Source organism: Amycolatopsis sp. MEPSY49 (assembly GCF_051337345.1).
GTDB lineage: Bacteria > Actinomycetota > Actinomycetes > Mycobacteriales > Pseudonocardiaceae > Amycolatopsis.
The window spans coordinates 1-26,233 of sequence record NZ_JBDLYJ010000025.1 but is presented as its reverse complement, the minus strand read 5'-3'; the positions used below and the strand labels follow the sequence as shown (position 1 = coordinate 26,233).

The following is a 26,233-nucleotide window of genomic DNA, read 5'->3' as shown; positions in this document are numbered from 1 at the left end:
CGTGCGGGCACGGACCTGGGGAGGATCATGAGCCTGCGCGAAACCCTGCAACGCCACGTCGACGCCGGCACGCTGCCCGGTGCGGTGGCCGTCGTCGACCGGGCCGGACAACGCGAAGTCGTGGCGGTCGGCTCCGTCGACGTCGAAGGCAGCCGGCCGATGACCGGCGACTCGCTGTTCCGGATCGCCTCCATCACCAAGCCGATCACCGCCGCGGCCGTGCTCACCCTGGTCGACGACGGCACGCTGGCCTTCGACGACCCGATCGGCCGGTGGCTGCCCGAGCTGGCGGACCCCAACGTGGTGCGGACGCCGTCGAGCCCCGTCGACGACGTCGTCCCGGCGAAGCGGCCGATCACCGTGTTCGACGTCCTGACCGGCCAGGCCGGCTGGGGCTTCGCGTCGGACTTCACGCTGCCCGCGGTGCAGGCGCTGTTCCCCGTGCAGGGCGACGGCCGCGAAGTGCAGAGCTTCCCCGGCCCGGACGCCTGGCTCGCGCGGCTGGCCGAGGTGCCGCTCGCCTTCCAGCCGGGCGAGGCGTGGCTGTACGACACGTGTTCGACAATCCAGGGCGTGCTCGCCGCCCGCGCGTCCGGCCGGTCGCTGCCGGAACTGCTCGAGGAGCGGATCTTCGCGCCGCTGGGCATGGCCGACACCGGGTTCGTCGTCGGCCCGGACCGGCGCGACCGGTTCACCACCTTCTACAAGAAAACCGCCGACGGGCTCGTCCTCGCCGATCCGCCGGACGGCCAGTGGAGCACGATGCCGGCGTTGCCGCTGGGCAGCGGCGGCCTGGCCGGGACGGCGGAGGACTGGGTGGCCTTCGGCCGGATGCTGCTCGCCTCCGGTGCCGCCCCGGACGGCCGGCGCGTGCTGAACGCGGAGTCGGTCCGCGCGATGACCACCGACCACACCACCGCGGCCCAGCGCGAGATCGGCGCGCTGTTCCTGGAGGGCCAGGGCTGGGGGATGGGCGGCGCGGTCGACGTCGCCGCCGTCGAGCCGTGGACCGTCCCCGGCCGCTACGGCTGGGTCGGCGGCACCGGCACGACCGCCCACGTCGTCCCCTCGACCGGCACGGTCGCGGTGCTGCTGACCCAGGTCGGCGAGGACAACCCGGTGCCGCCGGAGTGGATGCGCGACTTCTGGCGGGAGGCCGCCGCGTAGGGTCTCCAAGTGGGGGATCCGGCACTGTGGAGGGACATTGGGCGAGTCGAACTGGGCGGGCAACCACGCCTACACCGCGGACGCGGTGGTGGCCCCGCGCACGGTCGACGAGGTGCGCGCGGCCGTCGCCGGCGCGTCGCGCGTCAAGGCGCTGGGCAGCCGGCACTGCTTCAACGACATCGCGGACTCGCCCGGCGGCGTCCTGCTGGACTTGCGCGCGCTCGACGTCCCGGTGGAGTTCCACGACGGCAGCGTGACCGTCGGCGGGTCGGCGCGCTACGGCGACTTCGCCGGACAGCTGCACGCGGCCGGGTTCGCCCTGCCGAACCTCGCGTCGCTGCCGCACATCACGGTGGCCGGCAGCGTGGCGACCGGCACCCACGGTTCCGGCCGCCGTCAGCCCGGGCTCGCCGCGGCCGTTTCGGCGGTCGAACTGGTCACCGCGGACGGCGAGCTGCGGACCTTCACCCGCGCCGACCCGGAGTTCGCCGGGGTGGTCGTCGGCCTGGGCGCGTTCGGCGTCGTCACGCGGCTGACGCTCGACGTCGTGCCCGCGTTCGACGTCCGCCAAGACGTCTTCGACGCTCTGCCGTGGGACGCCGCGTACCGGCACTTCGACGAGATCGAGGACGCCGGTTACAGCGTCAGCCTGTTCACGAACTGGGCGAACGACACGATCGACCAGGTGTGGGTCAAGAGCCGCGTGGACGCGTTCACCGCGCGGCCCGGGCTGTTCGGCGCGGTGCCGGCCGACGGCCCCCGCCACCCGGCGCACGCGGCCGGCATCCCGGCGGACAACTGCACGCCGCAGCTCGGGGTCCCGGGCCCGTGGCACGAGCGGCTGCCGCACTTCCAGCTGGCGTTCACGCCGAGCGTCGGGGACGAGCTGCAGTCGGAGTACTTCGTGCCCTACGCCGACGCCGTGGCCGCCATCCGGGCGGTCCGCGAGATCGGCGAGCTCCTGGCGCCGGTGCTGCTGGTGTCGGAGATCCGCGCGATCGCGGGCGACGAGCTGTGGCTGAGCCCGTGCCACGGCGGCGACCGCGTGGCGCTGCACTTCACGTGGCAGCCGCGGCAGGCCGACGTCGAGGCGGTGCTCCCGGTGCTGGAGGAGCGCCTGGCGCCGTTCGGGGCCCGGCCGCACTGGGGAAAGCTTTTCCACGCGGCCGGCGGCGCCTACCCGCGGCTGGCGGAATTCCGCGAGCTGGCAGGGAAACTCGACCCCACGGGCAAGTTCCGGAACCCGTTCCTGGACCGGCACGTCCTCGGGGGCTAGCTGTACTGCCCGGGAGGTTGCGATCGTGGTGACACGTGATCGGATGATCTTGGTGTGAGGGAGGGCCTCCGGGTTCGGTGTGGATTGCGACATCTGCACCGACTGCCCTGGAGGCTCTCGTGACCCACGCTAACGCACCCCTGACCCCGACCGGCAGACTCCGCCTGGCTCGCTGTGTCGTCGAGGACGGCTGGCCGCTGCGGCGGGCCGCGGAGCGGTTCGAGGTGTCGGTCTCCACCGCTGCCCGATGGGCCGGCCGCTACCGCGACCTGGGCGAAGTCGGCATGGCTGATCGGTCCAGCCGCCCGCGCACCAGCCCGGCCCGGACACCGACGCGGACTGAGCGGCGCGTCATCAAAGTTCGGCTGATCCGCCGGTGGGGCCCCGCGCGGATCGCCTACCTGCTCGGCCTGAACCCCTCCACGGTGCACCGGATCCTGTCCCGCTACCGGCTGGCCCGGCTGAGGCACCTGGACCGGGCCACCGCCACTCCAGTCCGCCGCTACGAACACTCCGCACCCGGTGACCTGGTGCACGTGGACATCAAGAAGCTGGGCAACATCCCCGACGGCGGCGGCCACCGGGTCATCGGCCGGGCCGCCGGCCGCCGCAACAGCGGCAACCGTGGCCATGGCTACGCCTATCTGCACAACGCCGTGGACGATCACAGCAGGCTGGCCTACACCGAAATCCCGGCCGACGAGACCCGGGACACCGCGGTCGCGTTCTGGACCCGAGCCCAGGCGTTCTTCGCCGGTTACGGCATCACCGCCCACCGGGTGCTGACGGATAACGGCGCCTGCTACCGCTCACACCTGTGGCGCGACACGCTGCGCGACGCGGCGATCGCCCCGAAACGGAACCGGCCCTACCGGCCGCAGACCAACGGCAAGGTGGAGCGGTTCAACCGCACTCTGCTGGAGGAATGGGCCTACAGCAGGCCTTACCGCACCGACACCGAACGCCGCCGAGCCTTGCCACACTGGTTGCATACCTACAACCATCACCGCGGGCACACCGCAGCAGTACAGCTAGCCCGCAGGCGGGGCCGTGGTGGCGCGGACGATCAGGTACGTGTCGAGCACCTGGTTCGTGTGCTCGTCCGCGTCACCGTCCAGCAAGTCGAGCAGGATCGTGACCGCCGCGCGGCCCGCCGCCTCCGTCGGCATCGCGATCGTCGTCAGCGGGGGTGCCGAGATCGCCGCGAACACCAGGTCGTCGAAACCGACCAGGCTGATCTCGTCCGGGACCGGGACACCGCGGGCGTTCAGCCTCGCGAGGGCCCCGAAGGCGACCAGGTCGTTGTAGGCGACGATCGCCGTCACGTCCGCGGCCAGGGCCAGGTCCGCGCCCTGCAGGCCACCCTCGAACACCGGGGGGAACGGGCCGAACTCGACCACCTCGGTTCCGTGCCGCTCGGCCGCTTCCGCCAGACCCTGGCGGCGGGCGCGGTTCGCCCACGACGCGCGGGGCCCGCCGAGGTAGGCGCACCGGCGGTGGCCCAGCGCGGCCAGGTGCTCGATCGCCTGGCGCATCCCGTCCGCCGCGTCCATCACGATCGACGGGATCCCCGGCACCTCGCGGTTGAGCAGCACCAGCGTCGTCTGGCCGGCGAGCGCGCGCAGCTGGTCGTCGGTCATGCTCGGGCTGCCCAGCACCACGCCGTCGACCTGCCGGGCCATCCGGCGGACCAGGTTCTGCTCGGTCGCCGGGTCCTGGTCGCTGCTGGCGAACAGCACGGCGACGTCGTCCTGGCGCGCGCGGGCCTGGACGCCGTCGAGCACGCCGGTGAAGAACGGGTTGCCGAGGTCCGACACCACGATCCCGATGTGCCCGGTGCGCACGACCGGCTGGGGCGCGCCGACGGCGTGGTAACCGAGCTCGCTCGCCGCCGCCAGCACCCGGCTGCGGGTCTGGTGCCGGACCAGGTCCGGGGACGTGAACGCGCGCGACACGGTCGAGATCGACACGTTGGCCCGGCGGGCGACGTCGTGAATGGTCACGCTCACGGCTACTCCTCGGCAGGCTCCTGCCACATCATGGAAACGCGCGGCAGCGTTGTCAACAACGGATCGCCTTGCGGCAGCGGGGATCCGGCCGGCGCAGGGCCATTCGGCCGGTCTTGCGCTGAAAATCCTGCAAACCGTTGACCGGGTTTTGCTGCAAATCGTAGAACGGAGTCTCCGCCGTGTTCCCCGCTCCCGGGGCGCGGGTCCCCTCCTCCTTTTCGAGGTGCCTGATGACCAGGAAGTCCTTGCGCGTTTTCGGAACCGCCGCCGTCGCCGCCGCGATGGCCGTCGCCGTCCCCACCGGGGTCGCGCACGCCTACGAGAACTCCCCGGCCGGCTTCGGTGCCGGCACGACCGGCGGCGCGGGCGGCGAGACCGTCACCGTCACGACGGCGTCCGCGTTCACCAGCGCCGTCGCCGATGCCACGGCCCGCACGGTGCGGGTGAGCGGGAAGATCACGCTGGCGAACAAGACGCTGGTGAAGATCGGCTCCAACAAGACGATCCTCGGCGTCGGGTCCGGGTCCGGCTTCACCGGCGGCGGTCTCGCCGTGGACAAGTCGTCGAACGTGATCATCCGCAACCTGGCCATTTCGAAGGCCGTCGGCACCGACGCGATCCAGATCCAGCGCGGCGCGACCCGCGTGTGGATCGACCACAACGACCTGTCGTCGGACCTCGACCACGGCAAGGACTACTACGACGGCCTGCTCGACATCAGCCACGCCGCCGACGGGATCACGGTGTCCTGGAACAAGTTCCACGACCACTACAAGGTCTCGCTCGTCGGGCACAGCGACAACAACGCGGCCGAAGACACCGGCAAGCTGCACGTGACCTACAGCCACAACTGGTTCGAGAACGTCAACTCGCGGCTGCCCAGCCTGCGGTTCGGCACCGGGCACGCCTACGACAACTATTTCCACTCGGTCACCGATTCCGCCGTGCATTCGCGGATGAACGCGCAGTTCCTCGCGCAGAACAACGTCTTCGAATCGACGAAGGTGTGCTTGGAGACGACCGGCGACAGCGACGTCGACGGCTACCTGAACGAGTCGGGCAACTCCTTCGGCGGCTGCACGAACAAGATCACCCGCACCGGGAGCATGACGCAGGCGCCGTATTCCTTCACGCTGGAGCCGACTNACGTGCCGACCACGGCCAGCTTCGGCGGGTCCGCGACGGTGCGGCGCCTGCTCCCCGACATGGGTCTCCGATCGGCGCGGCCGGGTCCGGCCGGGCGGGAACTGACGAATGGGCAGTTCGGGAGAAACTTCCGGTGGTCACGGTAGGGCGTTCGCGACAAGTGTGTCAATATCCGGGACATGCCTTCGAATTCGTCGAAAACCGGGTACTCCGAACGGCGGTGGCCGGTTCGAGTAAGCGCTTACTCGAACCGGCCACCGCCGTTCGGAGTACCCGGTTTTCGACGAATTCGAAGGCATGTCCCGGATATTGACACACTTGTCGCGAACGCCCTACCGTGACCACCGGAAGTTTCTCCCGAACTGCCCATTCGTCAGTTCCCGCCCGGCCGGACCCGGCCGCGCCGATCGGAGACCCATGTCGGGGAGCAGGCGCCGCACCGTCGCGGACCCGCCGAAGCTGGCCGTGGTCGGCACGTCCGGCTACGCGTTCAGCTACCTGCACCGCGCGCGCATCCTGCACGACGAAGGGCTTGTGCGCTTCGCCGGCATGGCCGACATCCGGGTGCCCTCGGCCGCCGCGATCGCCCTGCTGCCCGAGGGCGGCACCGCGCACGTCGGCGTCGACGACCTGCTCCGCCGCTGCCGTCCCGACATCACCGTCGTCGCGACCCCGCCGCACGCGCACGTCCGGGTCGGCGGCGCGGTCCTGCGGGCGGGCGGCGACCTGCTGCTGGAAACCCCGCCGGTGCTCGACCTCGCCGGGTTCCGGACGCTGTCGCGGCTGGCCGCGGAGAACGGGTCGGCGTGCCAGACCGGGTTCCAGAGCTTCGGGTCCCCGGCGCTGCCGGTCCTGCGGGCGGCGATCGCGGCCGGCCGGCTCGGCGAGATCGCCGGCGTCGGCGCGGCCGGGGCGTGGATCCGCACCGACGCCTACTACCGCCGCAACCCCTGGGCGGGCCGCCGGTGGCTGGACGGCGAGGCCGTCGTCGACGGCGCCCTGACCAACCCGTTCTCCCACGCGGTCGCCACCGCGCTGCTCGTCGGCGGGGTCGGCGGGCAGGACCCGGCGGAGATCGCCTTGGAGCTCTACGGCACGCGGGACATCGAAGCCGACGACACCGCGTGCCTGCGCATCCGCTTCGACCGCGGCCCCGAGATCGTCGTCGCCGCGTCGCTGTGCGCCGAGCAGGACCACGAGCCGTACGTCGTGGTGCACGGCAAGAAGGGGCGGGCGAAGTTCTGGTACAAGAGCCACCGGCTCGAGCTGGACGACGAGCGCGTCCACCTCGGCGAACCGGTGGACCTGCTGCGCAACCTGGTCGCCCACCACCGCGATCCGGCGGGAGTGCCGCTGCTCGCCCCGCTGCCGGCCACCCGCGCGTTCGCGTCGGTGGTCGAGGCGGTGCGGGACGCGCCTTCGCCGGCGCGGATCCCGGCGGGCTGGATCCGCACGGCGGGTGAAGGAGCGAGCCGGCACCCGGTGGTCCGGGGGATCGGCGAGGAGGTCGCCGTCGCCGCGGACCGGCTGGCGCTGTTCTCCGAAATCGGCGTCCCGTGGGCGAGTGCCGTCCGCCCGGGCGCGGAACGCACCGGGTAACACCCCCGGTGCCCCCAGCGCTGGCAGCTCCCGCGTCCGCCCGGTTGCTGTAAGCGCTTTCTCACGCTGCCCTGACGATGTCGAAGAGGTTGCTGCACAAGGGTTATTGCTCCGTTTCGCCCGTTGACACGTGCCACGCGCACTGCCTACCGTGAGCCCGCTGACAGCGTTTTCAGAAAGTGCTGACCGGCTGAGAACGGAGAGCTCGATGGGTCGGACAAGACAGCGGCGGACCGTCGTCGCGCTGGCCGCGGTGGTACCGCTGCTGCTGACCGGGGTGGCCGCGTGCGGCTCGGACGCCGGCGACGGCGGGGACGTGACGATCACCTTCGTCTGGTGGGGGAGTGACGGCCGGGCGAACTTGACCAAGAAGGCCGTCGAGCTGTTCCAGCAGAGGAACCCGAAGATCAAGGTGCAGACGTCGTTCTCGGCGTACGCCGCCTACTGGGAGAAGCTGGCGACGCAGACGGCGGGCGGGAAGCCGCCGGACGTCCTCAACGTCGACACGCGCTACCTGGCCGAGTACGGCGGCCGGGGCGTCCTGGCCGACCTGAACCAGGGCGCCGGGAAGTCGGTTTCGCTCACCGACATCAACCCCGAGCTCGCGGCCACCGGCGTGTACCAGGGCAAGCGGTACGCCGTGCCGTGGGCGCAGAACACGCCGGCGATGCTCTACGACCCCGCCGCGTTCACCGCGGCCGGCGCGGACCCGGCGAAGGGCCTCACCTGGGACCAGTACGCCGACGCGACGCAGAAGGTGAGCGCCGCCGGTGGCGCCCGCGGCACGACCGACTTCGGCATCCTCGACACCACCCTGGAGATCTGGCTGCGCCAGCAGGGCAAGCAGTTCTACACCCCCGAGGGCAAGCTCGGCTTCACCGCCGACGACCTGCGCCGCTACTGGCAGCTCGCGAGCAGGTTCCGCGACAGCAAGGGCGCGTCGCCGGCCGACGTCACCGCGTCCTACAACACCTCGCCCGAGCAGTCCCCGCTCGGCAAGAAGCTGACGAGCTCCGAGTTCGCCTACGACAACCTGCTGCCCGCCTACCAGAAGGCGAACGGCAAGCCGCTGAACGTGGCGCCGTACCCGGCCGACACCGCGGGCAACACCGGGCAGTACCGGCGGCCGTCGATGTTCCTGTCGGTCTCCGCGCGCAGCCAACAGCAGGAGGCGGCCGCGAAGCTCGTCGACTTCCTGGTCAACGACGCGGAAGTCGGCAAGATCGTCGGCACCGACCGCGGGCTCGCGCCCAACCTGAAGGTCCGCGCCGAACTGGCGGCGAGCGCGAAGGGCGCGGACAAGACGCTCTACGACTACGAAGCCGCGCTCGAGCCGAAGCTCGGCGCCGCCCCGCCGGTGCCGCCCAAGGGCGCGGGCGCGATCCAGAAGCTGCTCCAGCGCACGTACGAAGAGGTCGCGTTCGGGCGGATGAGCATCGACGACGCCGTCACGCGGTTCATGTCCGAAGCCGAGAAGGGGCTGGCCTAGCCGATGACGACCGTGCGCACCCCGGACCCGCCGGTCGCCACGGAGGCGGCCGCGCGGGTCCGGAGGCGGGACCGGCCGGCCGGACGCCGCCGCCGGAGCCAGCCGGAAGCCTTCGCGTTCCTGACGCCCTGGCTGCTCGGCGCGGTGGCGCTGACCGTCGGCCCGATGGTCGTCTCGCTCTACCTGTCCTTCACCGACTACGACCTGTTCACCTCGCCGAACTGGGTCGGCTTGGGCAACTTCGCGCACATGTTCACCGACGACGACCGCTACCTGCAGTCGGTGAAGGTGACGCTGATCTACGTCCTGGTCTCGGTACCGCTGAAGCTCGCCGTGTCGCTGCTGGTGGCGATGCTGCTGAACACCCGCCGCGGGGCGAACGGCTTTTACCGCGCCGCGTTCTACGCGCCGTCGCTGCTCGGCGCGAGCGTCGCGGCGGCGCTGGTGTGGCGGGCGCTGTTCATGGGCGGCGGCCCGGTGAACGAGGTGCTGGCGTTCTTCGGCTGGCACACGCCGAGCTGGGTGGACGACCCGCAGTTCAGCCTCGCCTCGATCGTGCTGCTCGGGGTCTGGCAGTTCGGCGCGCCGATGGTGATCTTCCTGGCCGGGCTCAAGCAGATCCCGGCGGAGCTGCACGAGGCGGCCGCGATCGACGGCGCCGGCGCGTTCCGCCGGTTCCGGCACATCACGCTGCCGATGCTGTCGCCGGTGATCTTCTTCAACCTGGTGATGGAGGCCATCCACGCGTTCCAGGCGTTCACGCCGGCGTTCGTGATCGGCGGCGGCCGCGGCGGCCCGGCCGACGCGGACCTGTTCTACACGCTCTACCTGTATGAGGTCGGTTTCCAGGACTTCCGCATGGGTTACGCGTCCGCGATGGCCTGGGTGCTGCTGGCGGTGATCGCGATCGTCACGGCGATCGTGTTCCGCACGGCCAAGCTGTGGGTGTTCTACGACGACGCCGGGGAGCGCTCATGACCGCGCTGCCGCGCACGGCCCGCTCGTTCGGGTGGCACGTGCTGTGCCTGGTGATCGTCGCCGTGGTGCTCTACCCGCTGGTGTGGCTGGCGTTCGCGTCGGTCAAGCCGCCGGACGAGATCCTGTCCCGGCTTTCGCTGCTGCCCACGCGGTTCGTCTTCGACGGCTACACGAGGGGCTGGGAAGGGGCGGCGGACGTCGGGTTCGGCCGCTTCTTCCTCAACTCGTTCCTCGTTGCCGGCCTGTCGGTGGCGGCCAACGTGCTGTCCTGCTCGCTGGCCGCGTACGCCTTCGCCCGGCTGAACTTCCGGTTCCGCGGCGCGCTGTTCGCGTTCATGATCACGACGCTGATGCTGCCCTACCACGTGACGCTCATCCCGCAGTACGTGATCTTCCAGCAGGCCGGCCTGGTCAACACGTTCGTCCCGCTGATCCTGCCGAAGCTGCTGGCCACCGAGGCGTTCTTCGTGTTCCTGATCGTGCAGTTCATGCGGGGGATCCCGCGGGAGCTCGACGAAGCCGCGACCATCGACGGCTGTTCGGTCTACCGGACGTTCTGGCACGTCGTGCTGCCGCTGTCGAAACCGGCGCTGGTGACGACGTCGATCTTCACGTTCATCTGGACGTGGAACGACTTCTTCACGCAGATGGTGTACCTGAACGACACGGAGAAGTTCACCGTGCCGCTGGGCTTGCGGCTGTTCGTCGACACCAGCAGCGAGTCGAACTTCGGCGCGATGTTCGCCATGTCGGCGCTCGCGCTCGTGCCGATCGTCCTGTTCTTCCTCGCCTTCCAGCGCCTGCTGGTCGAAGGCGTCAGCACCAGCGGCCTGAAGGGGTGACGACGATGCCGAAAACCCGAAGGCGATCAACCCAGAGGCGATCAACAGAGTGGCGAACCGGGCTGGAGGACTTCTCGAACTGCTTGCTGACCGGCCTGCTCGTCGCCCTCGCTTCGGTGCCGGTGGTGACCGCGCCGCCGGCGTTCACGGCGGGCTGCCGGGCCCTCGACCGGACGCGCCGCGGCATCGGGAGTCCATTGTGGACGACGTTCTGGGCGGACTTCCGGCAGAACGCCCGGGGTGGTCTCGCCTTCGGCGGGCTCGGTCTGCTGGTGGTGCTCGTGTTCGCGGTGGACCTCGAAGTCGTGCGGTCGATGCCGGGCGCGGGCGTGCTCAGCCCGGCGTTGTGGGTGCTGGCCGCGGTGGCGGCCGTCGGCGCGGTGCGGACCTGCGCAGTCGTGGCGGCCGGGGAACCGTCCTGGCGCCGCGCGGTCGTGACGGCCGCCCGCGAGTCCGCGGCGGCACCCGGGAACGCCCTGCTCCTGGCCGGGGCGGCCGGCCTCGCGGTGGTGCTCGTCTGGATGCTGCCGATCCTGGCGCTGGTGGTGGCCGGGCCGCTGGCCCTGGCCGCGGTGGCGACCGGCGGCCGCCGATGATCCCCAGGGTCGTCGTCTTCGGCACGGCGGGCTACGCGCGCACGCACCTGCGCCGGGCCCGGGCGCTGCACGACCGGGGCGAGATCGTCCTGGCCGGCGCGTGCGACGTCCGCGAACCGGCGGACGGCGCCGCCGAGCTGGTGCCGGTGTTCACCCACGACCCGGCCGAGCTGCTGGCCCGCGTGCCGGCGGACATCGCCGTGATCGCCACCCCGCCGCACACGCACCTGCCGCTGGCCCGGCTCGCGCTCGCCGCGGGCTGCCACGTGCTCGTGGAGAAGCCGCCGGTGCTCGACCTGGCGGCGTTCGACGAGCTGACCGACCGGGCGCGCGGGCGGGCCTGCCAGGTCGGGTTCCAGAGCTTCGGCTCGCCCGCGGTCCCGGTGATCCGGGCCGCGCTGGCCCGGGGGGCGATCGGGACGGTCACCGGGATCGCCGCCGCGGGCGCGTGGATCCGGCGTGACCGCTACTTCGCGCGCACCGCGTGGGCGGGCCGGCGTCGGCTCGACGGGCGCGCGGTCGTCGACGGCGCCCTGACGAACCCGTTCGCCCACGCCGTCGCGACCGCCTTGCTGCTCAACGGCACGGCCGGGGCGCTGCCCGAGCGGAGCACCGTCGAGCTGTACCGCGCCCGTGACATCGAAGCGGACGACACGGCGTGCGCGCGCCTGTGCTTCACCGGGGCACCGGACGTCGTCGCCGCCGCGACACTCGCCGCCGAGGCCGACCACGAGCCTTACGTGCTGATCCACGGCACCGAAGGCCGGATCCGGTGGCACTACAAGACCGACGTCGTCCTCATCGGTGGTGAGCCGGTGCCGGTCGGCCCGCCGGACGACCTGCTGGCGAACCTCGCCGGCCACCTCCGCGACGGCGTGCCGCTGCTCGCCCCGCTGGCCGCCACCCGTGCGTTCACCGCGCTGGTCGAGGCCGTCCGCGACGCGCCCGAGCCGCGGCGGCTGCCCCAGGCCCGGGCGGTCGGCACCGGGCCGGAGCGCCGGTTCGTCGTGCCGGGCGTCGACCGGGCGGTCGACGCCGCCGCCGACCGGCTCGCCCTCTTCTCCGAACTCGCCCTGCCCTGGACCCCGGCCCGAGAGGAAACGTGATGCGCCGCTACGCGATCGTGGGGCTGGGCTCGCGGGCCCAGCTGTTCGCCCGGGCCCTGGCCGGCTCGCCGCGGGCCGAGCTCGCGGCCTTCTGCGACTCCAACGAGACCCGCATGCGCGTCCACAACGGCTGGCTCGGCACGGCGGTGCCCGGCTACCGGCCGGACGACTTCACCGCCATGCTGGCGAAGGAACGCATCGACGTCGTCGTGGTCTGCACGCCCGACCACACCCACGCGGACTACGTCGTCGCGGCGCTGCACGCGGGCTGCGACGTCGTCACGGAAAAGCCGATGACCACCGACGTCGACGGCGCGCGGCGCATCCTGGCGGCCCGCCGCGAGACGGGACGCTCGGTGCGCGTGGCCTTCAACTACCGGTACAACCCGGTGCACCGGCGCGTGCGCGAACTGCTCGCGGCGGGCGCGATCGGGGACGTCGGTTCGGTCGAGTTCAGCTGGCTGCTCGACACCGCGCACGGCGCCGACTACTTCCGCCGCTGGCACCGCGAGAAGGCGAACTCCGGCGGGTTGCTCGTGCACAAGTCCGGCCACCACTTCGACCTGGTCGACTGGTGGCTCGGCCGCGACCCGGAAACGGTGTTCGCGTTCGGGCGGCTGTTCTTCTACGGCGACGAAAGCGGCCGCGCCGACGACCGTTTCGCGCTGGACCTCGAAGCCTCGCCGAAGCTGCGCGCGCTCTACCGCGACGCCGAGCACGAAGACGGCTACGTCCGGAACCAGAACGTGTTCGGGCCTGGAGTCACCATCGAAGACGACCTGTCCGTGCTGGTGCGGTACCACGGCGGGGTGGTGCTGAACTACCACCTGCACGCCTACTCGCCGCGCGAGGGCTACCGCGTCGCGTTCTCCGGCAGCTCCGGGCGTCTCGAGCTGGACGTCCGGGAGAACGAGTACGCGAGCGACGCCGTCCCGGCGCCGGAGCCGGGCCGCGCCCGGCTGACCGTGCAACGGCACTGGGCGCCACCGGAAGTCGTGTTCGACGGCGTCCTCGGCGAAGGCCACGGCGGCGGGGACGAGCGGATGCTCGCCGAGCTGCTCGGCGACGCCGAACCGGACGAGCTCGGCTGCGCGGCCGACCACGACGCCGGCTTGCGGGCGCTGCTCACCGGCCTGGCCGCGAACCGGTCCCTGGTCACCGGCCGCCCGGTCCCCGTGGCGGAACTGCCGGCCGAGACCGGGGAGCGGGCGTGAGCCGCGCGGCGGTGGGGGACGGGACATTGGAGCTGGCCGAAGACGACGACGGCGCGGTGCGCGTCCGCCTCGGCGACCTCGTCCTGGCGGAGTACGTCGTGGCACCGCCGACACCGGCCGGGGACTCGCCGAAGCCGTACCTGCACCCGTTGCGGAGCACCGCGGGCGAGACCGTGACCGCGGTCCGGCCGCACGACCACACCTGGCACAACGGCCTGCAGTTCACCATGGCCCACCTGTCGGGCGAGAACTTCTGGGGCGGCCGGACCTACGTGCGTGGCCTCGGGTACACCCCGCTCGACAACAACGGCACCGTCGGCCACGTCCGCTGGGAGAGCTTCGTGTGCGCGCCCGCGCACTGCGAACTGCGGCACGAGCTCGCGTGGCGCACCGCGTCGGGCCGGCAGTGGCTGACCGAGCACCGCACGCTGCGCTTCGGCGACGTCTCGCCGGACAGCTGGACCCTCACGTGGTCGAGCCGGCTGCGCAACACCAGCGGCCGGGAGCTGCGCTGGGGGAGTCCGGTCACCGAAGGCCGGGACACCGCCGGGTACGGCGGGCTGTTCTGGCGCGGCCCGCGCTCGTTCGTCGGCGGCACGGTCCGGACGTCCGACGGCCGGGAGGCGGACGGCGCGATGGGCCATCGCGCGCCGTGGCTCGCGTTCACCGGCCGCCACGACGAGAGCCTGCGGACCTCGACGCTGCTGTTCGCCGACAGCCCGGCGAACCCCGGGTTCCCGACCGCCTGGTACGTCCGCGCCGAGCCGTTCCCGGTGGTCAGCTTCGCCGCGACCTACCACCGGCCGTGGCTGCTCGAACCGGGCGGGGAGCTGACGCTGACCCACCACGTCGTCGTCGTGGACGGCGACCCGGAGCCCGCCCGGCTGGCCGAGCTCGCGGCCCGGGCGGCCGAGTAGAAGGAGCCGACATGCGCTGGAAGGCCTTCGCGGGGTGCCTCGCCCTGCTCGGACTCACCCTCACCGCCGGGACGGCGGAAGCTCACGGCCACGACCCGGGCCGCGGGGTGCTCGGCGCGCACGACGGCTGGGGCGCGGGAACGACCGGGGGAGCGGCCGCCGCACCCGGTGACGTCCACACGGTGACCAAGCGCTCCGAACTGGTCGCCGCGCTGGCGGCGCACCCGGGCGCGCCGAAGATCGTCTACGTCCGCGGCACGATCGAGGGCAATGTGGATGATCGCGACCGGCCTCGGACGTGCGACGACTTCGCTGACCCTGCTTACAGTTTGCCGGCGTACCTGGCGGTGTACGACCCGGCGACCTGGGGCAAGGTCGAGCCGTCGGGGCCCCTGGAAGAGGCGCGGGCGCGGTCGCAGGCCAACCAGGCCGCGCAGGTCGTCGTCGACGTCGGCCCGAACACGACGGTCTACGGCCTCGGCGGCGCCACCCTGCACGGCCTGACGCTGCGCGTCACCGGCGACAACGTGATCCTGCGGAACCTGCGGTTCTCCGACGCGCACGACTGCTTCCCCCAATGGGACCCGCTCGACGGCGCGGACGGCAACTGGAACTCCGAGTACGACAACGTCGACCTCGTCGGGGCGACGCACGTGTGGGTCAGCCACAACGAGTTCAGCGACGGCGGGAACACTTCGCAGCCGACGTACTTCGGGCGCAAGTACGAAGTCCACGACGGACTGCTGGACATCGTCAACGGCTCGGACCTCGTGACGGTGTCGGACAACCGCCTGCACGACCACGACAAGACGATGCTGATCGGCAACACCGACAAGCCGACGTACGACGTGGGCAAGCTGCGCGTCACGGTGCACCACAACCTGTTCTCCGACATCGGGCAGCGCGCGCCGCGGGTGCGGTACGGGCAGGTGCACGTGTACGACAACCTGTACGTGGTGCGGGACGCGGCCGCGTACTCGTATTCGCTCGGCGTCGGCGTCGAATCGCGGATCCACGCGGAGAACAACTTCTTCCGGATCCCGGCGTCGGTGCCGCTGGGGGCGCTGGTCCACTATTGGAAGGGGACGGCGTTCCACGCGACCGGGACGCTGGTTTCTTCGGGTGCGGCCCGGCCACGCCCGGTGGACCTGCTCGCGGAGTACAACGCGGCGAACGACCCGGACCTGGGGCCGGACGTGGGCTGGACGCCGACGCTGGTGGACCGCCTCGACCCGACGTGGGCCGTCCCGGCGCGGGTGCTGGCAGGCGCGGGTCCCGTTTTCTGAAAATCGACGCCTTCGGCGACCGTCCGGGGGACAGGCGACCCCCTGCGGCGGGCGGCATTGACACGGGGAAGCGCCGAACCCGAAACTGAGAAAGCGCTTTCAGCACTCATGAGGACCATTTCCCGAACGGGAAGAACCAAGGAGTGATGAGCATGTCCCCGATATCCCGGGTGCTCCGGGTCGCGGTCGTCGCCGCCCTCGCGCTCTCGGCGGCCGTCGGTGCCGGCGCGACCGCCGCCGAAGCCGCGTCCTGGCCGAACCCGAGCACGAGCGTGCCCGTCGGCGCGACCATCAAGGTCACCAGCGGCACCTACGACGGCGGCCTCAAGCGGTTCTACGGCACCGGCGACCTCGGCACCGGCGGCCAGGACGAGGACCAGGGCCCGCTCTTCGAGCTGGCGAACGGCACCACGCTGAAGAACGTCGTCCTCGGCAACCCGGCCGCCGACGGCGTGCACTGCCTCGGCACCTGCACGCTGCTCAACGTCTGGTGGGAGGACGTCGGCGAGGACGCCGCGACCTTCAAGGGCACCTCCGCCTCGCAGACCATGACGATCGACGGCGGCGGTGCGCGCAAGGCGTCGGACAAGGTCTTCCAGCACAACGGCCCCGGCACGATGTACATCCGGAACTTCCAGGTCAACGACTTCGGCAAGCTGTACCGCTCGTGCGGCAACTGCAAGACGCAGTACAAGCGCAACGTCGTCGTGGACAACGTCACCGCGACCGTGCCCGGCAAGACGCTCGTCGGCATCAACACCAACTACGGTGACACCGCGAAGCTGACCCGGATCACCATCGTCGGGGATTCGAGCCGCAAGATCGTGCCCTGCGAGAAGTACAAGGGCGTCACCAGCGGCGAGCCGACGAAGATCGGCAGCGGGCCCGACTCGACGAACTGCCTCTACACCACCGCCGACATCACCTACCAGTAAGCGACCAGGGGGTGCCGGCCGCCGTCCGGCACCCCCGTGGAGGTGTCATGTTCAAGACCCTGCTCCTCGCCTCGGTGCTGACCGGGGCGACGCTGGCCTCACCCGCCGCAGCGAACGTCGTCGTGGCCAAGGACGGCTCCGGGAACTACACCACCGTCCAGGCCGGGATCGACGCCGTCTCCGCCGGCGGCACCGTTTCGGTCAAGCCCGGGACCTACCGCGAGGTGCTCACCGTTCCCGCGGCCAAGACCGGGATCACCCTGCGCGGCACCACCGGCAAGGCCGCCGACGTCGTCGTCGACTACGACAACGCCAGCGGCACCAAGAAACCCGACGGCTCGACGTACGGCACCTCGGGCAGCGCGACCGCGACGATCGCCGCGAACGGCTTCACCGCGACCGCGCTGACCTTCCGCAACTCGTTCGACCGCAAGGCCCACCCGGAGATCACCGCGACCCAGGCCGTCGCGGTGAAGACGACCGGCGACCGGATGGTCTTCGACAACGTCACGTTCCTCGGCCACCAGGACACGCTCTACGCCGACACCGCGGCGACCGGCACGGTCGGCCGCCAGTACTACCGCAACTGCGCGATCAGCGGCGACGTCGACTTCCTGTTCGGGCGCGCCACCGCCGTGTTCGACCGGGCGACGATCACCGCGCTCGACCGCGGCTCGAACCCGAACGGCTACCTGACCGCGGCCAGCACCCGCCGGACCAACCCGTACGGCTTCCTGATCGTCGGCAGCAAGGTGCTCAGCACGGCGGCGAACGGCAGCTTCTACCTTGGCCGGCCGTGGCACCCCGGCGGGGACGCCGACGCCATCGCCCAGGTCGTCATCCGCGAGACCGCCCTGCCGGCGGCGATCAAGACGACGCCGTGGACGGACATGTCCGGCTTCTCGTGGAAGGACGCCCGGTTCTTCGAGTACCGCAACACCGGGCCGGGCGCGGGCACCGGAACCGACCGGCCGCAGCTGAGCGCCGCGCAGGCCGCGACGTTCACCGCGCAGCGCTACCTCGCCGGCGGCGACGGGTGGAACCCCGTTCATTGATGCGACGAAAGTAGCAGCGCGTTCCTGTTAGCGTTAACACCCCGAGGATCAGCGTCGAACCGAGGACACCATGAGACTGCGCCGCCTCCCGGCCGTCATCGCCGTGGCCGCCGCCCTGCTGGGCGTGCCCGCCGCCCAGGCCGCGGACTACCCGAACCCCGGCTACGTGACCGGCGACATCACGGCGGTGCACGACCCGTCGATGATCCGCGCGGCCGACGGCAGCTACCTGCTCTACTCCACCGACCAGTACCTGCAGATCCGCCGCTCGACCGACCGGATCCACTTCACGAAGATCGGGTCCGTCTTCCCGAACGGCGCGCCGTGGACCGCGCCGTTCACCGACCCCGCCAACCCGGGGTACCTGTGGGCGCCGGACATCTCGTTCCACAACGGCAAGTACTACCTGTACTACGCGGCTTCGACGCTCGGCTCGCGCAATTCGGCGATCTTCCTGGCCACCAGCACGACCGGGCTGCCGGGCAGCTGGACGAACCAGGGCATCGTCGTGCAGACGAGCACGAGCAACGACTACAACGCCATCGACCCGAACCTGTTCGTCGACTCGTCCGGCCAGTGGTGGCTGAGCTTCGGCTCGTGGTGGACCGGGATCAAGATGGTCCGGCTCGACCCGGCCATCGGCAAGCGCAGTACGTCCGACACCGCGTTGCGGAGCATCGCGCAGCGCACCGGCAGCACGACCGCCGAAGAAGCGCCGTACATCGTCCAGCACGGCGGCTACTACTACCTGTTCGTCTCGTGGGATCTGTGCTGCCAGGGCACGAAGAGCACCTACCGCGTGCTGGTCGGGCGCTCGACGTCGATCACCGGGCCGTACACCGACCGGGGCGGCGTCCGCATGACGGCCGGCGGCGGCACGCAGATCCTCGCGAGCCACGGCGACGTCCACGGCCCCGGGCACGTCGCGGTCCTGCACGACACGGACGCCGACGTGCTGGTCTACCACTATTACTACTCCGACGCGACGCCGCTGACCGGCAAGCTCGGCATCAACCTCATCGGCTACGACAGCGCCGGCTGGCCCTACGTCTATTGAGCTTCGGGAGGTCCACCATGCCGTACACCCGCAGGAGCTTCCTCGCCGCCGGTGCCGCCGGGCTGGCCGGTGCCGCGCTCGGCGGCCGGGCGGCCGCGGCGACCTGGGAAACCGTGCTGGACGGCAGTTTCGCGAGCTACGGCGCGCTGCAGGCCGCGTGGAACTACCGCTACCCGTGGGGGTCCGACCACAACGGCACCGCCCGGATGTACGCGAGCGCGTCCGACCACAGCCAGGTGTACCTCGAGTCCGGCGGCGTTTTGGTCCTGAAGGCCACGCGCCTCGCGGCGGACGAAGGCACCAGCTCGAGCGACCCGCACCTGCCCATCCACTACCACTCCGGCGCGGTCCACGCGAAGCAGCAGATCACCGTGTCCGACCAGTTCCCGCAGTGGGAGGTCAAGGGTGAGTTCCAGGCGCCGTCGGCCCGCGGTACCTGGCCGGCCTTCTGGCTGACCGGCGCCACTTCGTGGCCGCCGGAGAGCGACATCCTCGAATTCAAGGGCGACGCGCGGAACTGGTTCAACACCTACAAGAACGCCGGCGGTGCCTGGTCGAACACGGTCGTCGGGGTGGGCAATCCCGGTTCCTGGCACGGCTACCGCGCGTGGATCGCCAAGGTCAACGCGTCCGATGTGGACATCCACTACTACCTCGACGGCACCTGGGCCGGTCAGCACCGCGGCGCGAACTTCGTGGGCAAGCCGATGTGGCTGATCTGCAACCTGCAGATGGAGGGCTCGTCCGGCTCGCCGGGGCCGACGTCTCCCACGTACTACCGCGCCCGCAACGTCTACGTCGGCCGCAGCCGGGCCTGAAAGGTTTTCCATGCGCCGCTTTTCGGCCTTCGTCCTCGCTCTGCTCGTGACGGCGGGGTTGTGCGCCGCGCCCGCGTCCGCGGTATCACCGGCGAAGCACCAGGTCACTTTCGACAAGTACTCGCTCATGCTGGACGGCCGCCGCCAGGTCGTCTGGTCCGGCGAGTTCCACCCGTTCCGGCTGCCCAGCCCGGACCTCTGGCGCGACGTGCTGCAGAAGATGAAGGCCACCGGCTACACGGCGGTCTCGATCTACTTCGACTGGAACTACCACTCGCCGGCGCCCGGGGTGTACGACTTCGGCGGCGTCCGCGACATGGACCGCGTGCTCGACCTCGCCGCCGAGGCCGGGCTGTACGTCATCGCGCGGCCCGGTCCGTACATCAACGCCGAGGTCACCGGCGGCGGGTTCCCGGCTTGGCTGAGCACCCAAGCCGGTCGGGCGCGCAGTGACGCGCCGGACTACCTCGCCGCCGCAGACGAGTGGCTGTCACAGATCGACCGGATCATCGGGCGCCACCAGTACACCGACGGCCGCGGTCCGGTCATCCTGTACCAGATCGAGAACGAGCTGGCGGCGACGGGCGCCACGCAGCGGAACTACGTCGCGCACCTCCACGACAAGGTCCGGGCCGACGGCATCACCGTCCCGATCTTCCACAACGACAAGGGCCGCAACGGGATCTGGGTCCCCGAGGACGCCGGGGTGCCCGGAACCGTGCCGGGCAAGGTCGACCTCTACGCCTTCGACGGCTACCCGGGCGGCACCTGCCGCACCGACGCGACGCCGGGCAGCCCGAACGCCGCGCCGGACTGGGGAACCTACGGGCCGGGCGGGGCCAAGGGCGGCGCGAGCGCGTCGCCGAGCACGCCCGGGTTCGTCGCGGAGTTCGGCGGCGGCTGGTTCGACTACTGGGGCAGCAACGGCACCTACCCGTGCACCGCCGTCCGGCAGGGGCCGGGCTACGAGCGCGTCTTCTACGGCACGAACCTGGCGAACGGCCTGACGCTGCAGAACTTCTACATGACGTTCGGCGGGACGTCGTGGGGCTGGCTGCCCGCCCCGGTCGTGTACTCCTCGTACGACTACGGCGCCGCGATCGACGAAGGCCGGCAGCTGCGGCCGAAGGCGCTGACGATGAAGGAGCTGGGTTACTTCCTCGCCACCGTCCCGGATGTGGCCGAAATGGACCGCGCGGATCCGGTGACGCCGTCGTCGGCCGCGGTGAAGGTCTACCACAACGTCAACCCGGACACCGGCGTGCACCTGTACGTGCCGACGCATTCGCCGTCCAGCCTGACCACGGACGACAGCTTCACGTTCCCACTGTCCACGGCGGACGGTTCCTACACCGTTCCGCTCCGGCTGAACGGCCAGGACGCCAAGCAGCTGGTGGCGAACTTCGACGTGGCGGGCCAGCACCTGGTCTATTCGACGTCGGAGCTGATGGCCCAGGCGGCCGGGACCGTGCTGCTGCACGGCCGGCCGGGCGAGGACGGCCGGACGGTGCTGCGGTACGCGTCGCGACCACGCGTGGACGTCCTCGCCGGGGACGTCACGACAACCTGGTCCGGGAACGACCTCCGGCTGGACTACCGGCACGACGGCCTCGCGCGGGTCCGGATCAGCGGCGGCGGCCGCGCGGCGGTCACGCTGCTGCTCGCCGACGACGCCACGGCCGACACGTTCTGGCTCGCTTCGGGCCTGCTCGTGCGCGGCCCGGACCTGGTGCGGACCGCGCAGGCCGGCGGCTCGCTGACCGGGGACACGAAGGGCGCCAGGGACCTCGAGGTCTGGGGCGTCCGCGGCCCGGTGGTCCGGTGGAACGGCGCGGTGGTGCCGACGCGGCGGACGGCGTCGGGCAGCCTGGTCGCGCTCCGGCCGCTGCCGGGGCCCGCCGACCCGCGGCTGCCCGAGCTGACCGGCTGGCGGTCCGCGCCCGGCTCCCCGGAGTCGGCGCCCGGCTACGACGACGCGGCGTGGACCGTCGCGGACAAGACGGCCACCAACAGCACGACACCGCCCCCGGCCGGCCAACCGGTCCTGACCGCGGACGACCACGGCTTCGGCACCGGCGACGTCTGGTACCGCGGCCGGTTCACGGGCTCGCCGGGGGAGCAGGTCAGCCTGCGCTACGGCGGGGGCGGCGCCGGGATGCTGCAGGCGTGGCTGGACGGGGAGTACCTCGGCCAGAACGTGCTGCCGTCGGCACTGGCGTCGCCGCCGACGACCGGCACCGCGACGTTCGCGGTCCCGGAAGGGCTGCGCGGCGAAGGACCGCACGTGCTGTCGGTGATGGTGCGGAACAACGGCCACAACGAGGACGGCGGCGTCAACGACGCGCACAAGGAGGGCCGCGGGCTGATCTCGTCGTCGCTGACGGGGGTGACGTGGAAGCTGCGGGGCGGGACGGCCGACCCGATGCGCGGCCCGCTGAACAACGGCGGTCTCGCGGGCGAACGCGCGGGCTGGACCCTGCCGGGCTTCCCGGACCGCGGCTGGGCCCCGGCGACCGTGCCGTCGGCCACGGCTTCGGCGGGGACGACGTGGTATCGCACGACGTTCTCGCTGAAGGTGCCGGCCGGGCAGGACACGTCGGTGGGCCTGACTCTCGGCGACCCGGCGCGGCCGCGTTCCGGCGGGCACTACCGGGTGCTGATCTTCCTCAACGGGTGGAACGTCGGGCAGTACGTCGCCGACGTGGGGCCGCAGCACACGTTCGCGCTGCCGAACGGGGTCCTCGACCCGCACGGGCGCAACACGCTGGCCTTGGCGGTGACCAGCGACGGCGGTGTGGGCAACGGCCTGGAGCGGGTGGCGCTGACCGACCTGGGCTCGGCCCGCGGGGGAGTCCCGGTCCGGCCGGTGTACTCGCCGGGGTGGCGGCCGTAGCGACGACGTGAATGACTCATTCCTGTCGCCAGGCGACAGGAATGAGTCATTCACTACATCCCGGCGGGCGACGACGTGGCCCGCCTCCAGGACCAGGTCGCGCGGCGGCCGCGTGCGGACGTGCGTCGTGCCCGCGGCGGCCATCGCTTCGAGCAGCGCGGTCACCCGGGCGGGGTCGGGGAGGCCGAGTTCGGCGCGGCGGACGCGTTCGTCGGCGATGCGGTCGGCCGGCGCGGGCCCGGCCGACCGCATCGGCCCGCCGAACAGCGTCTTGTCCAGGTGGCAATGGGCTTCGACCAGGCCCGGCAGGACCAGCCGGCCGCCGAGGTCGAGGACATCGGCGTCGCCGGGATCCAGCCCGGGGCCGATCTTGGCGACGACACCGTCGCGGACGAGCAGGTCGGCCGGACCGCCCGCGCTCCACGGGCGGCCGTCGCGCAGCAGAAGTCCGGGCATCGTCGCTCCTTCTCGTCGCCGCCCGAGCGTGGCAGCCGGAGGCGGGAGAAGGGAAGGGCCCGGCGCGCCGCGGGGGACGCGCCGGGCTCCCGGTCAGGTCAGCTTGTTCTTGACTGCCTTGGCCTTGCCCTTCGCGGTGCCCTTGGCGTCCTGCAGCGGGGCATAGGTGCCATACAGCGCCGGGTCGGGCTTCGGCGCGGTGCCGGGACCGCCGAGGGGCTCGGGGTCCATCAGGTACTCGATGCCCGCGTCGGTCGTCCAGCTGCTGCCCTTGGCGCCGTCCGGACCGTCGGACAGGTGCCAGATGGTGTGGTTGTGGGTCTGGTCCTCTTCGTCGAGGAGGGCGCCCGGTGCGATGTCCTCTTCGAGGCCGTCAGCCTTCAGCTCTTCGATGGCGGCCAGCCATTGCTTCTGGTGGACGGTGTCGCGGGCGAGGTTGAACTTCAGCATCGCCTTGACGCCCGGGTCGTCGGTCATGTTGTAGAGCCGGGCGGTCTGCAGACGGCCTTGGGCTTCCGCGGCCGCGTTGGCGCGGAAGTCGGCGAGCAGGTTGCCGGAGGCGACGATGTACCTGCCGTTCCACGGGTAGCCGTTGCTGTCGGCCGGGAGTGCGCCGCCGCCGGCGACGATGGCCTGCTGCGGGTCCATGCCGCCGATGACGGCGGCCATCACCGGGTCCTTGACGGCTTCGGCGGTGGCCGTCGCCGGAGCGCCTTCCAGCAGCCGCGCGACCATGGTGGCGAGCATCTCGACATGCCCGATCTCCTCGGTCGCGGTGTCCATGATCAGGTCCTTGTACTTGCCCTCGATGCGGCAGTTCCAGCCCTGGAACAGGTACTGCATCGTGACCGTCATTTCGCCGTAGGCGCCGCCGATGAGTTCCTGCAGCTTGTGGGCGTAGACGGCGTCGGGCTTTTCGGGCTTGGCTTCGAACTGGAGCAGCTTCGTGTGTCGGAACACGCGCGGGTGCCTTTCGTCGGCGCCGGTGGTTCCCGGGGCGGAACCGGTGGCCGGAAGCCACCGCATTCCCGGGCGCCCGGGTGATAACCACGAAAACCGCGATTTCCCGCAGGTTTGCCGCTATCGGGCGCCGGGTACGAGTTGATCAACGGTTTCGCGTCCTCGGAAGGAGAAGCCCGGATGATCGACCCGTCCGCCCTGTTGCTGACCGTGATAACCGCGGAGCCCCATCCGGGCACCACGCGCGTCACCGTGACGGGTGATCTGGACATGACGACGCGCCCCCGGCTGGACGCGGAACTCGACCGGGTGGTGGCCGCGGCACCCGAACGGCTGGTGCTGGACCTGTTCGGCGTCGGCTTCTGCGGGGTGACGGGCGTGGCGGCCCTGAGCCGGCTGCGCAACCACTGCGCGGAGGCGGACATCGAGCTGGTGGTGAAGCCGTCCCCGGTGGTGCGGCGCGCACTGGACCTCGCGGCGGTGGGCCCGTTGTTCCGGTTGGAGGGCCGGGAGACGGCGACCTTCGCGGCGCGCTGAAAGCCCTTTCACCGGTCGAAGGTTCGCGCCTCTTCGTCGGCTGCCCGCAGTTCCCGCTCCGCCGCTGCGGCGCCGGGAGAACACGACCGCCGGCCAATGGCCCAGTGCCAGGTTGGGGTGGACGGCCGCGCGCAGGTGGGCCACCGCGCGTCCCGGGTCGCCCGTCGTCAGGGCCGCCGTGCCCAGCGGGTAGTGGATCGACCCGAAGCACGCGATCGCCAGGCTCGCCATCGCCGGCAGGTGGCCGAACGGGCGCAGCAGCTCGGACAACCCGCGTCGCCGTCTCGACGTCTCCCAGCAGGTAAGCGGCTTCCGCCGCGCCGCAGGGTCCGCGCGAGTGGGGCGGGGATTTGCCACTCGCCCGCGGAGCGCCCACGGCAGTCTGCGCCGCCAGTTCGAATGTCGCTCGCGGGGCACCCCGGTACGGTTCGCGCGGTGAGTTCGAACCTCGGCCGCGGGCAGCCCGCGCCACCCCGCGAACCCCGGCCGCGGTTCACCCCAGAGCGGCCCGCACCACGAGTTCGAACGTCGGCCGCGGATCGGTCTCGTCCCGCCGGGCGATCCGGTGCAGCACCAACCCTTCGAAACACGCCGCGAGGGCCTCCGCCGCGCCCTGCGGGTCACGTGCGCCGAGGCGGGCCAGGGCCACCACGCCGACCGCCTCCAGCGCCGCCCGGCCGCGCGTCAGCACCGCTCCCAGCGCCGGCGTGTGGCCGGCCTCCAGGAACAGCACCAGCCGCGCGCTCGTGCGGGTCCGCGCCTCGCGCGTCATGTACTCGAACTGCGCGCAGAGCGCGTCGACCAGCGATTCCGCCGTCGCGGGCGCGAAAGCCGCGTCGACCTCCGGGAGCTCCAGCTCCGCCAGTCGCGTGGCGACGCCCTCCAGCAACGCCTGCCGCGTCCGGAAGTAGTTGGACGCCGAGCCCTTCGCGAGCCCCGCCCGCTCGTCGATCCGCGCGTGGGTGAGGGCGCGCAGCCCCTGGGTGCCCGCCAGCTCGATCGCCGCGTCGAGAACTCGCTGCCTGTTCGGGGTCACCCGTCAACTATAAACGTAGTGACCAGGCACTACGAACGTAGTAACGTCGTCCGGACCCCGTACAGAAGGGACGTGAGGACCGTGCCGAACCCGTACCTGCGCCTGCTCGGCCGGGCCGAGCGATCGCCCGCGCTGGACCGCCTCGCGCGCGCCGCCGACCGGCCGGCCCGGAGCCTCGTCGCCCGGGAGCCACTGCGGCGGTTGTTCGCCGGCGACGCCACCGGCATCCCGCTGCACCTGGTCGTCAAGGACGCGCCGTTCGGGGCCTGGTTCATGGCGCAGTTCCTCGACCTCTACCCGGACTCCCGCCGCGCCGCCCGGCGCCTCGTCGGGCTCGGCCTGCTCGGTGCCGCGCCGGCCGCGGTCACCGGCTGGGCCGAGTGGGCGGCCTGCCCGGACGCCACGCGCCGGGTCGGCGTGCTCCACGCGGCCGCGACCGGCGCCGCCACCGTCGTCTTCTTCGGCTCCTGGGCCGCCCGCGCGCGGGGCCGCGAGCGCACCGGCATCCGGTTGAGCCGGTGCGGCGCCGCGATCCTCGTCGCCGGCGGCTTCCTCGGCGGCCACGTCGGCCGCGGCCGCTGACGGCCTAGGTGTACTGACCACGGTGGTTGGGTACGGGGCGACACGTGATCGGATGATCTTGGCGTAAGGGAGGGCCTCCGGGTTCGGTGTGGATTGCGACATCTGCACCGACTGCCCAGGAGGCCCTGGTGTCCCACCGTAATGCTCCCTTGTCCGAAACCGGCAGGCTCCGACTGGCTCGGTGTGTCGTCGAGGAGCACTGGCCGCTGCGCCGCGCCGCAGAGCGGTTCCAGGTCGCGGTCACCACCGCGAAACGCTGGGCCGACCGCTACCGCGCCG

At 71.7% G+C, this 26,233-nt stretch carries 23 protein-coding genes and 1 pseudogene; 21 read left to right on the top strand and 3 right to left on the bottom strand.

From position 1 onward, the window contains the following. Window positions 1-27: 27 nt before the first annotated feature. The 3 genes and pseudogenes from ABFJ78_RS49050 to ABFJ78_RS49040 form a co-directional block, all read left to right on the top strand. A complete protein-coding gene (locus ABFJ78_RS49050) occupies window positions 28-1,167 on the top strand; it encodes a serine hydrolase domain-containing protein (RefSeq protein ID WP_436394498.1) in 1,140 nt (379 codons plus the stop codon). A 37-nt stretch (window positions 1,168-1,204) separates the two neighbouring features. After that, window positions 1,205-2,443, top strand: a complete 1,239-nt coding sequence (locus ABFJ78_RS49045; protein ID WP_436394497.1) for an FAD-binding protein — start codon at window positions 1,205-1,207, stop codon at window positions 2,441-2,443. A gap of 119 nt (window positions 2,444-2,562) precedes the next feature. Then, window positions 2,563-3,465, top strand: a pseudogene (locus ABFJ78_RS49040) (IS481 family transposase); the annotation flags it as partial. Window positions 3,466-3,474: 9 nt separating this feature from the next. Here ABFJ78_RS49040 and ABFJ78_RS49035 read toward each other — a convergent pair. Next, window positions 3,475-4,452, bottom strand: coding sequence for a LacI family DNA-binding transcriptional regulator (locus tag ABFJ78_RS49035; protein WP_436394496.1), 978 nt, complete (start codon window positions 4,450-4,452; stop codon window positions 3,475-3,477). Between the two features lie 230 nt (window positions 4,453-4,682). On the opposite strand from ABFJ78_RS49035, the gene ABFJ78_RS49030 reads away from it, so the two are divergent. The 15 genes from ABFJ78_RS49030 (at window position 4,683) to ABFJ78_RS48960 (ending at window position 22,383) form a co-directional block, all read left to right on the top strand. After that, window positions 4,683-5,744, top strand: coding sequence for a pectate lyase family protein (locus ABFJ78_RS49030; protein ID WP_436394495.1), 1,062 nt, complete (start codon window positions 4,683-4,685; stop codon window positions 5,742-5,744). Between the two features lie 271 nt (window positions 5,745-6,015). Beyond that, window positions 6,016-7,197: a Gfo/Idh/MocA family protein gene (locus ABFJ78_RS49025; protein ID WP_436394494.1), complete on the top strand. Its 1,182-nt coding sequence runs from the start codon at window positions 6,016-6,018 to the stop codon at window positions 7,195-7,197. 208 nt (window positions 7,198-7,405) lie between these two features. Further along, window positions 7,406-8,686, top strand: a complete 1,281-nt coding sequence (locus ABFJ78_RS49020) for an ABC transporter substrate-binding protein (RefSeq protein WP_436394493.1) — start codon at window positions 7,406-7,408, stop codon at window positions 8,684-8,686. Window positions 8,687-8,689: 3 nt separating this feature from the next. Beyond that, on the top strand, window positions 8,690-9,664 hold the full coding sequence (locus ABFJ78_RS49015) for a carbohydrate ABC transporter permease (protein WP_436394492.1): 975 nt from the start codon (window positions 8,690-8,692) through the stop codon (window positions 9,662-9,664). Continuing rightward, window positions 9,661-10,506, top strand: coding sequence for a carbohydrate ABC transporter permease (locus ABFJ78_RS49010; RefSeq protein WP_436394491.1), 846 nt, complete (start codon window positions 9,661-9,663; stop codon window positions 10,504-10,506). The genes ABFJ78_RS49015 and ABFJ78_RS49010 overlap by 4 nt, the downstream gene beginning before the upstream one ends. An 83-nt stretch (window positions 10,507-10,589) precedes the next feature. After that, window positions 10,590-11,102 carry a DUF624 domain-containing protein gene (locus ABFJ78_RS49005; RefSeq protein ID WP_436394490.1) on the top strand — a complete coding sequence of 171 codons (513 nt, stop codon included), beginning with the start codon at window positions 10,590-10,592 and terminating at the stop codon, window positions 11,100-11,102. Further along, window positions 11,099-12,208, top strand: coding sequence for a Gfo/Idh/MocA family protein (locus ABFJ78_RS49000; RefSeq protein WP_436394489.1), 1,110 nt, complete (start codon window positions 11,099-11,101; stop codon window positions 12,206-12,208). The genes ABFJ78_RS49005 and ABFJ78_RS49000 overlap by 4 nt, the downstream gene beginning before the upstream one ends. After that, window positions 12,208-13,422, top strand: coding sequence for a Gfo/Idh/MocA family protein (locus tag ABFJ78_RS48995; RefSeq protein WP_436394488.1), 1,215 nt, complete (start codon window positions 12,208-12,210; stop codon window positions 13,420-13,422). The genes ABFJ78_RS49000 and ABFJ78_RS48995 overlap by 1 nt, the downstream gene beginning before the upstream one ends. Then, window positions 13,419-14,339 carry a PmoA family protein gene (locus ABFJ78_RS48990; protein ID WP_436394487.1) on the top strand — a complete coding sequence of 307 codons (921 nt, stop codon included), beginning with the start codon at window positions 13,419-13,421 and terminating at the stop codon, window positions 14,337-14,339. The genes ABFJ78_RS48995 and ABFJ78_RS48990 overlap by 4 nt, the downstream gene beginning before the upstream one ends. An 11-nt stretch (window positions 14,340-14,350) precedes the next feature. Then, complete coding sequence (locus ABFJ78_RS48985) at window positions 14,351-15,625, top strand: pectate lyase family protein (RefSeq protein WP_436394486.1); 1,275 nt, start codon at window positions 14,351-14,353, stop codon at window positions 15,623-15,625. Between the two features lie 161 nt (window positions 15,626-15,786). Beyond that, window positions 15,787-16,560: a pectate lyase gene (locus tag ABFJ78_RS48980; protein ID WP_436394537.1), complete on the top strand. Its 774-nt coding sequence runs from the start codon at window positions 15,787-15,789 to the stop codon at window positions 16,558-16,560. A 47-nt stretch (window positions 16,561-16,607) separates the two neighbouring features. After that, a complete protein-coding gene (locus ABFJ78_RS48975) occupies window positions 16,608-17,615 on the top strand; it encodes a pectinesterase family protein (protein ID WP_436394485.1) in 1,008 nt (335 codons plus the stop codon). Between the two features lie 70 nt (window positions 17,616-17,685). Further along, window positions 17,686-18,672 (top strand): arabinan endo-1,5-alpha-L-arabinosidase, encoded by a 987-nt coding sequence (locus tag ABFJ78_RS48970; RefSeq protein ID WP_436394484.1) that lies wholly within the window; start codon window positions 17,686-17,688, stop codon window positions 18,670-18,672. 17 nt (window positions 18,673-18,689) lie between these two features. Continuing rightward, the gene (locus ABFJ78_RS48965; RefSeq protein WP_436394483.1) at window positions 18,690-19,490 is read left to right on the top strand and encodes a family 16 glycosylhydrolase; all 801 of its coding nucleotides are present in this window, start codon (window positions 18,690-18,692) and stop codon (window positions 19,488-19,490) included. Window positions 19,491-19,500: 10 nt separating this feature from the next. Beyond that, complete coding sequence (locus tag ABFJ78_RS48960; RefSeq protein WP_436394482.1) at window positions 19,501-22,383, top strand: beta-galactosidase; 2,883 nt, start codon at window positions 19,501-19,503, stop codon at window positions 22,381-22,383. 549 nt (window positions 22,384-22,932) lie between these two features. Here ABFJ78_RS48960 and ABFJ78_RS48955 read toward each other — a convergent pair. Next, the gene (locus ABFJ78_RS48955) at window positions 22,933-23,799 is read right to left on the bottom strand and encodes a manganese catalase family protein (RefSeq protein ID WP_436394481.1); all 867 of its coding nucleotides are present in this window, start codon (window positions 23,797-23,799) and stop codon (window positions 22,933-22,935) included. Window positions 23,800-23,979: 180 nt separating this feature from the next. On the opposite strand from ABFJ78_RS48955, the gene ABFJ78_RS48950 reads away from it, so the two are divergent. After that, complete coding sequence (locus ABFJ78_RS48950; protein WP_436394480.1) at window positions 23,980-24,336, top strand: STAS domain-containing protein; 357 nt, start codon at window positions 23,980-23,982, stop codon at window positions 24,334-24,336. A 493-nt stretch (window positions 24,337-24,829) separates the two neighbouring features. Here the strand turns inward: ABFJ78_RS48950 and ABFJ78_RS48945 are convergent, their stop codons facing one another. Beyond that, window positions 24,830-25,372, bottom strand: a complete 543-nt coding sequence (locus ABFJ78_RS48945) for a TetR/AcrR family transcriptional regulator (protein WP_436394479.1) — start codon at window positions 25,370-25,372, stop codon at window positions 24,830-24,832. Window positions 25,373-25,444: 72 nt separating this feature from the next. Between ABFJ78_RS48945 and ABFJ78_RS48940 the strand changes: the two genes are divergently transcribed. Further along, window positions 25,445-25,954, top strand: a complete 510-nt coding sequence (locus ABFJ78_RS48940; RefSeq protein ID WP_436394478.1) for a DUF2231 domain-containing protein — start codon at window positions 25,445-25,447, stop codon at window positions 25,952-25,954. 128 nt (window positions 25,955-26,082) lie between these two features. Beyond that, window positions 26,083-26,233, top strand: a 151-nt coding sequence (locus ABFJ78_RS48935) for a helix-turn-helix domain-containing protein (protein ID WP_436394536.1), incomplete at its 3' end; no start/stop codon positions are given.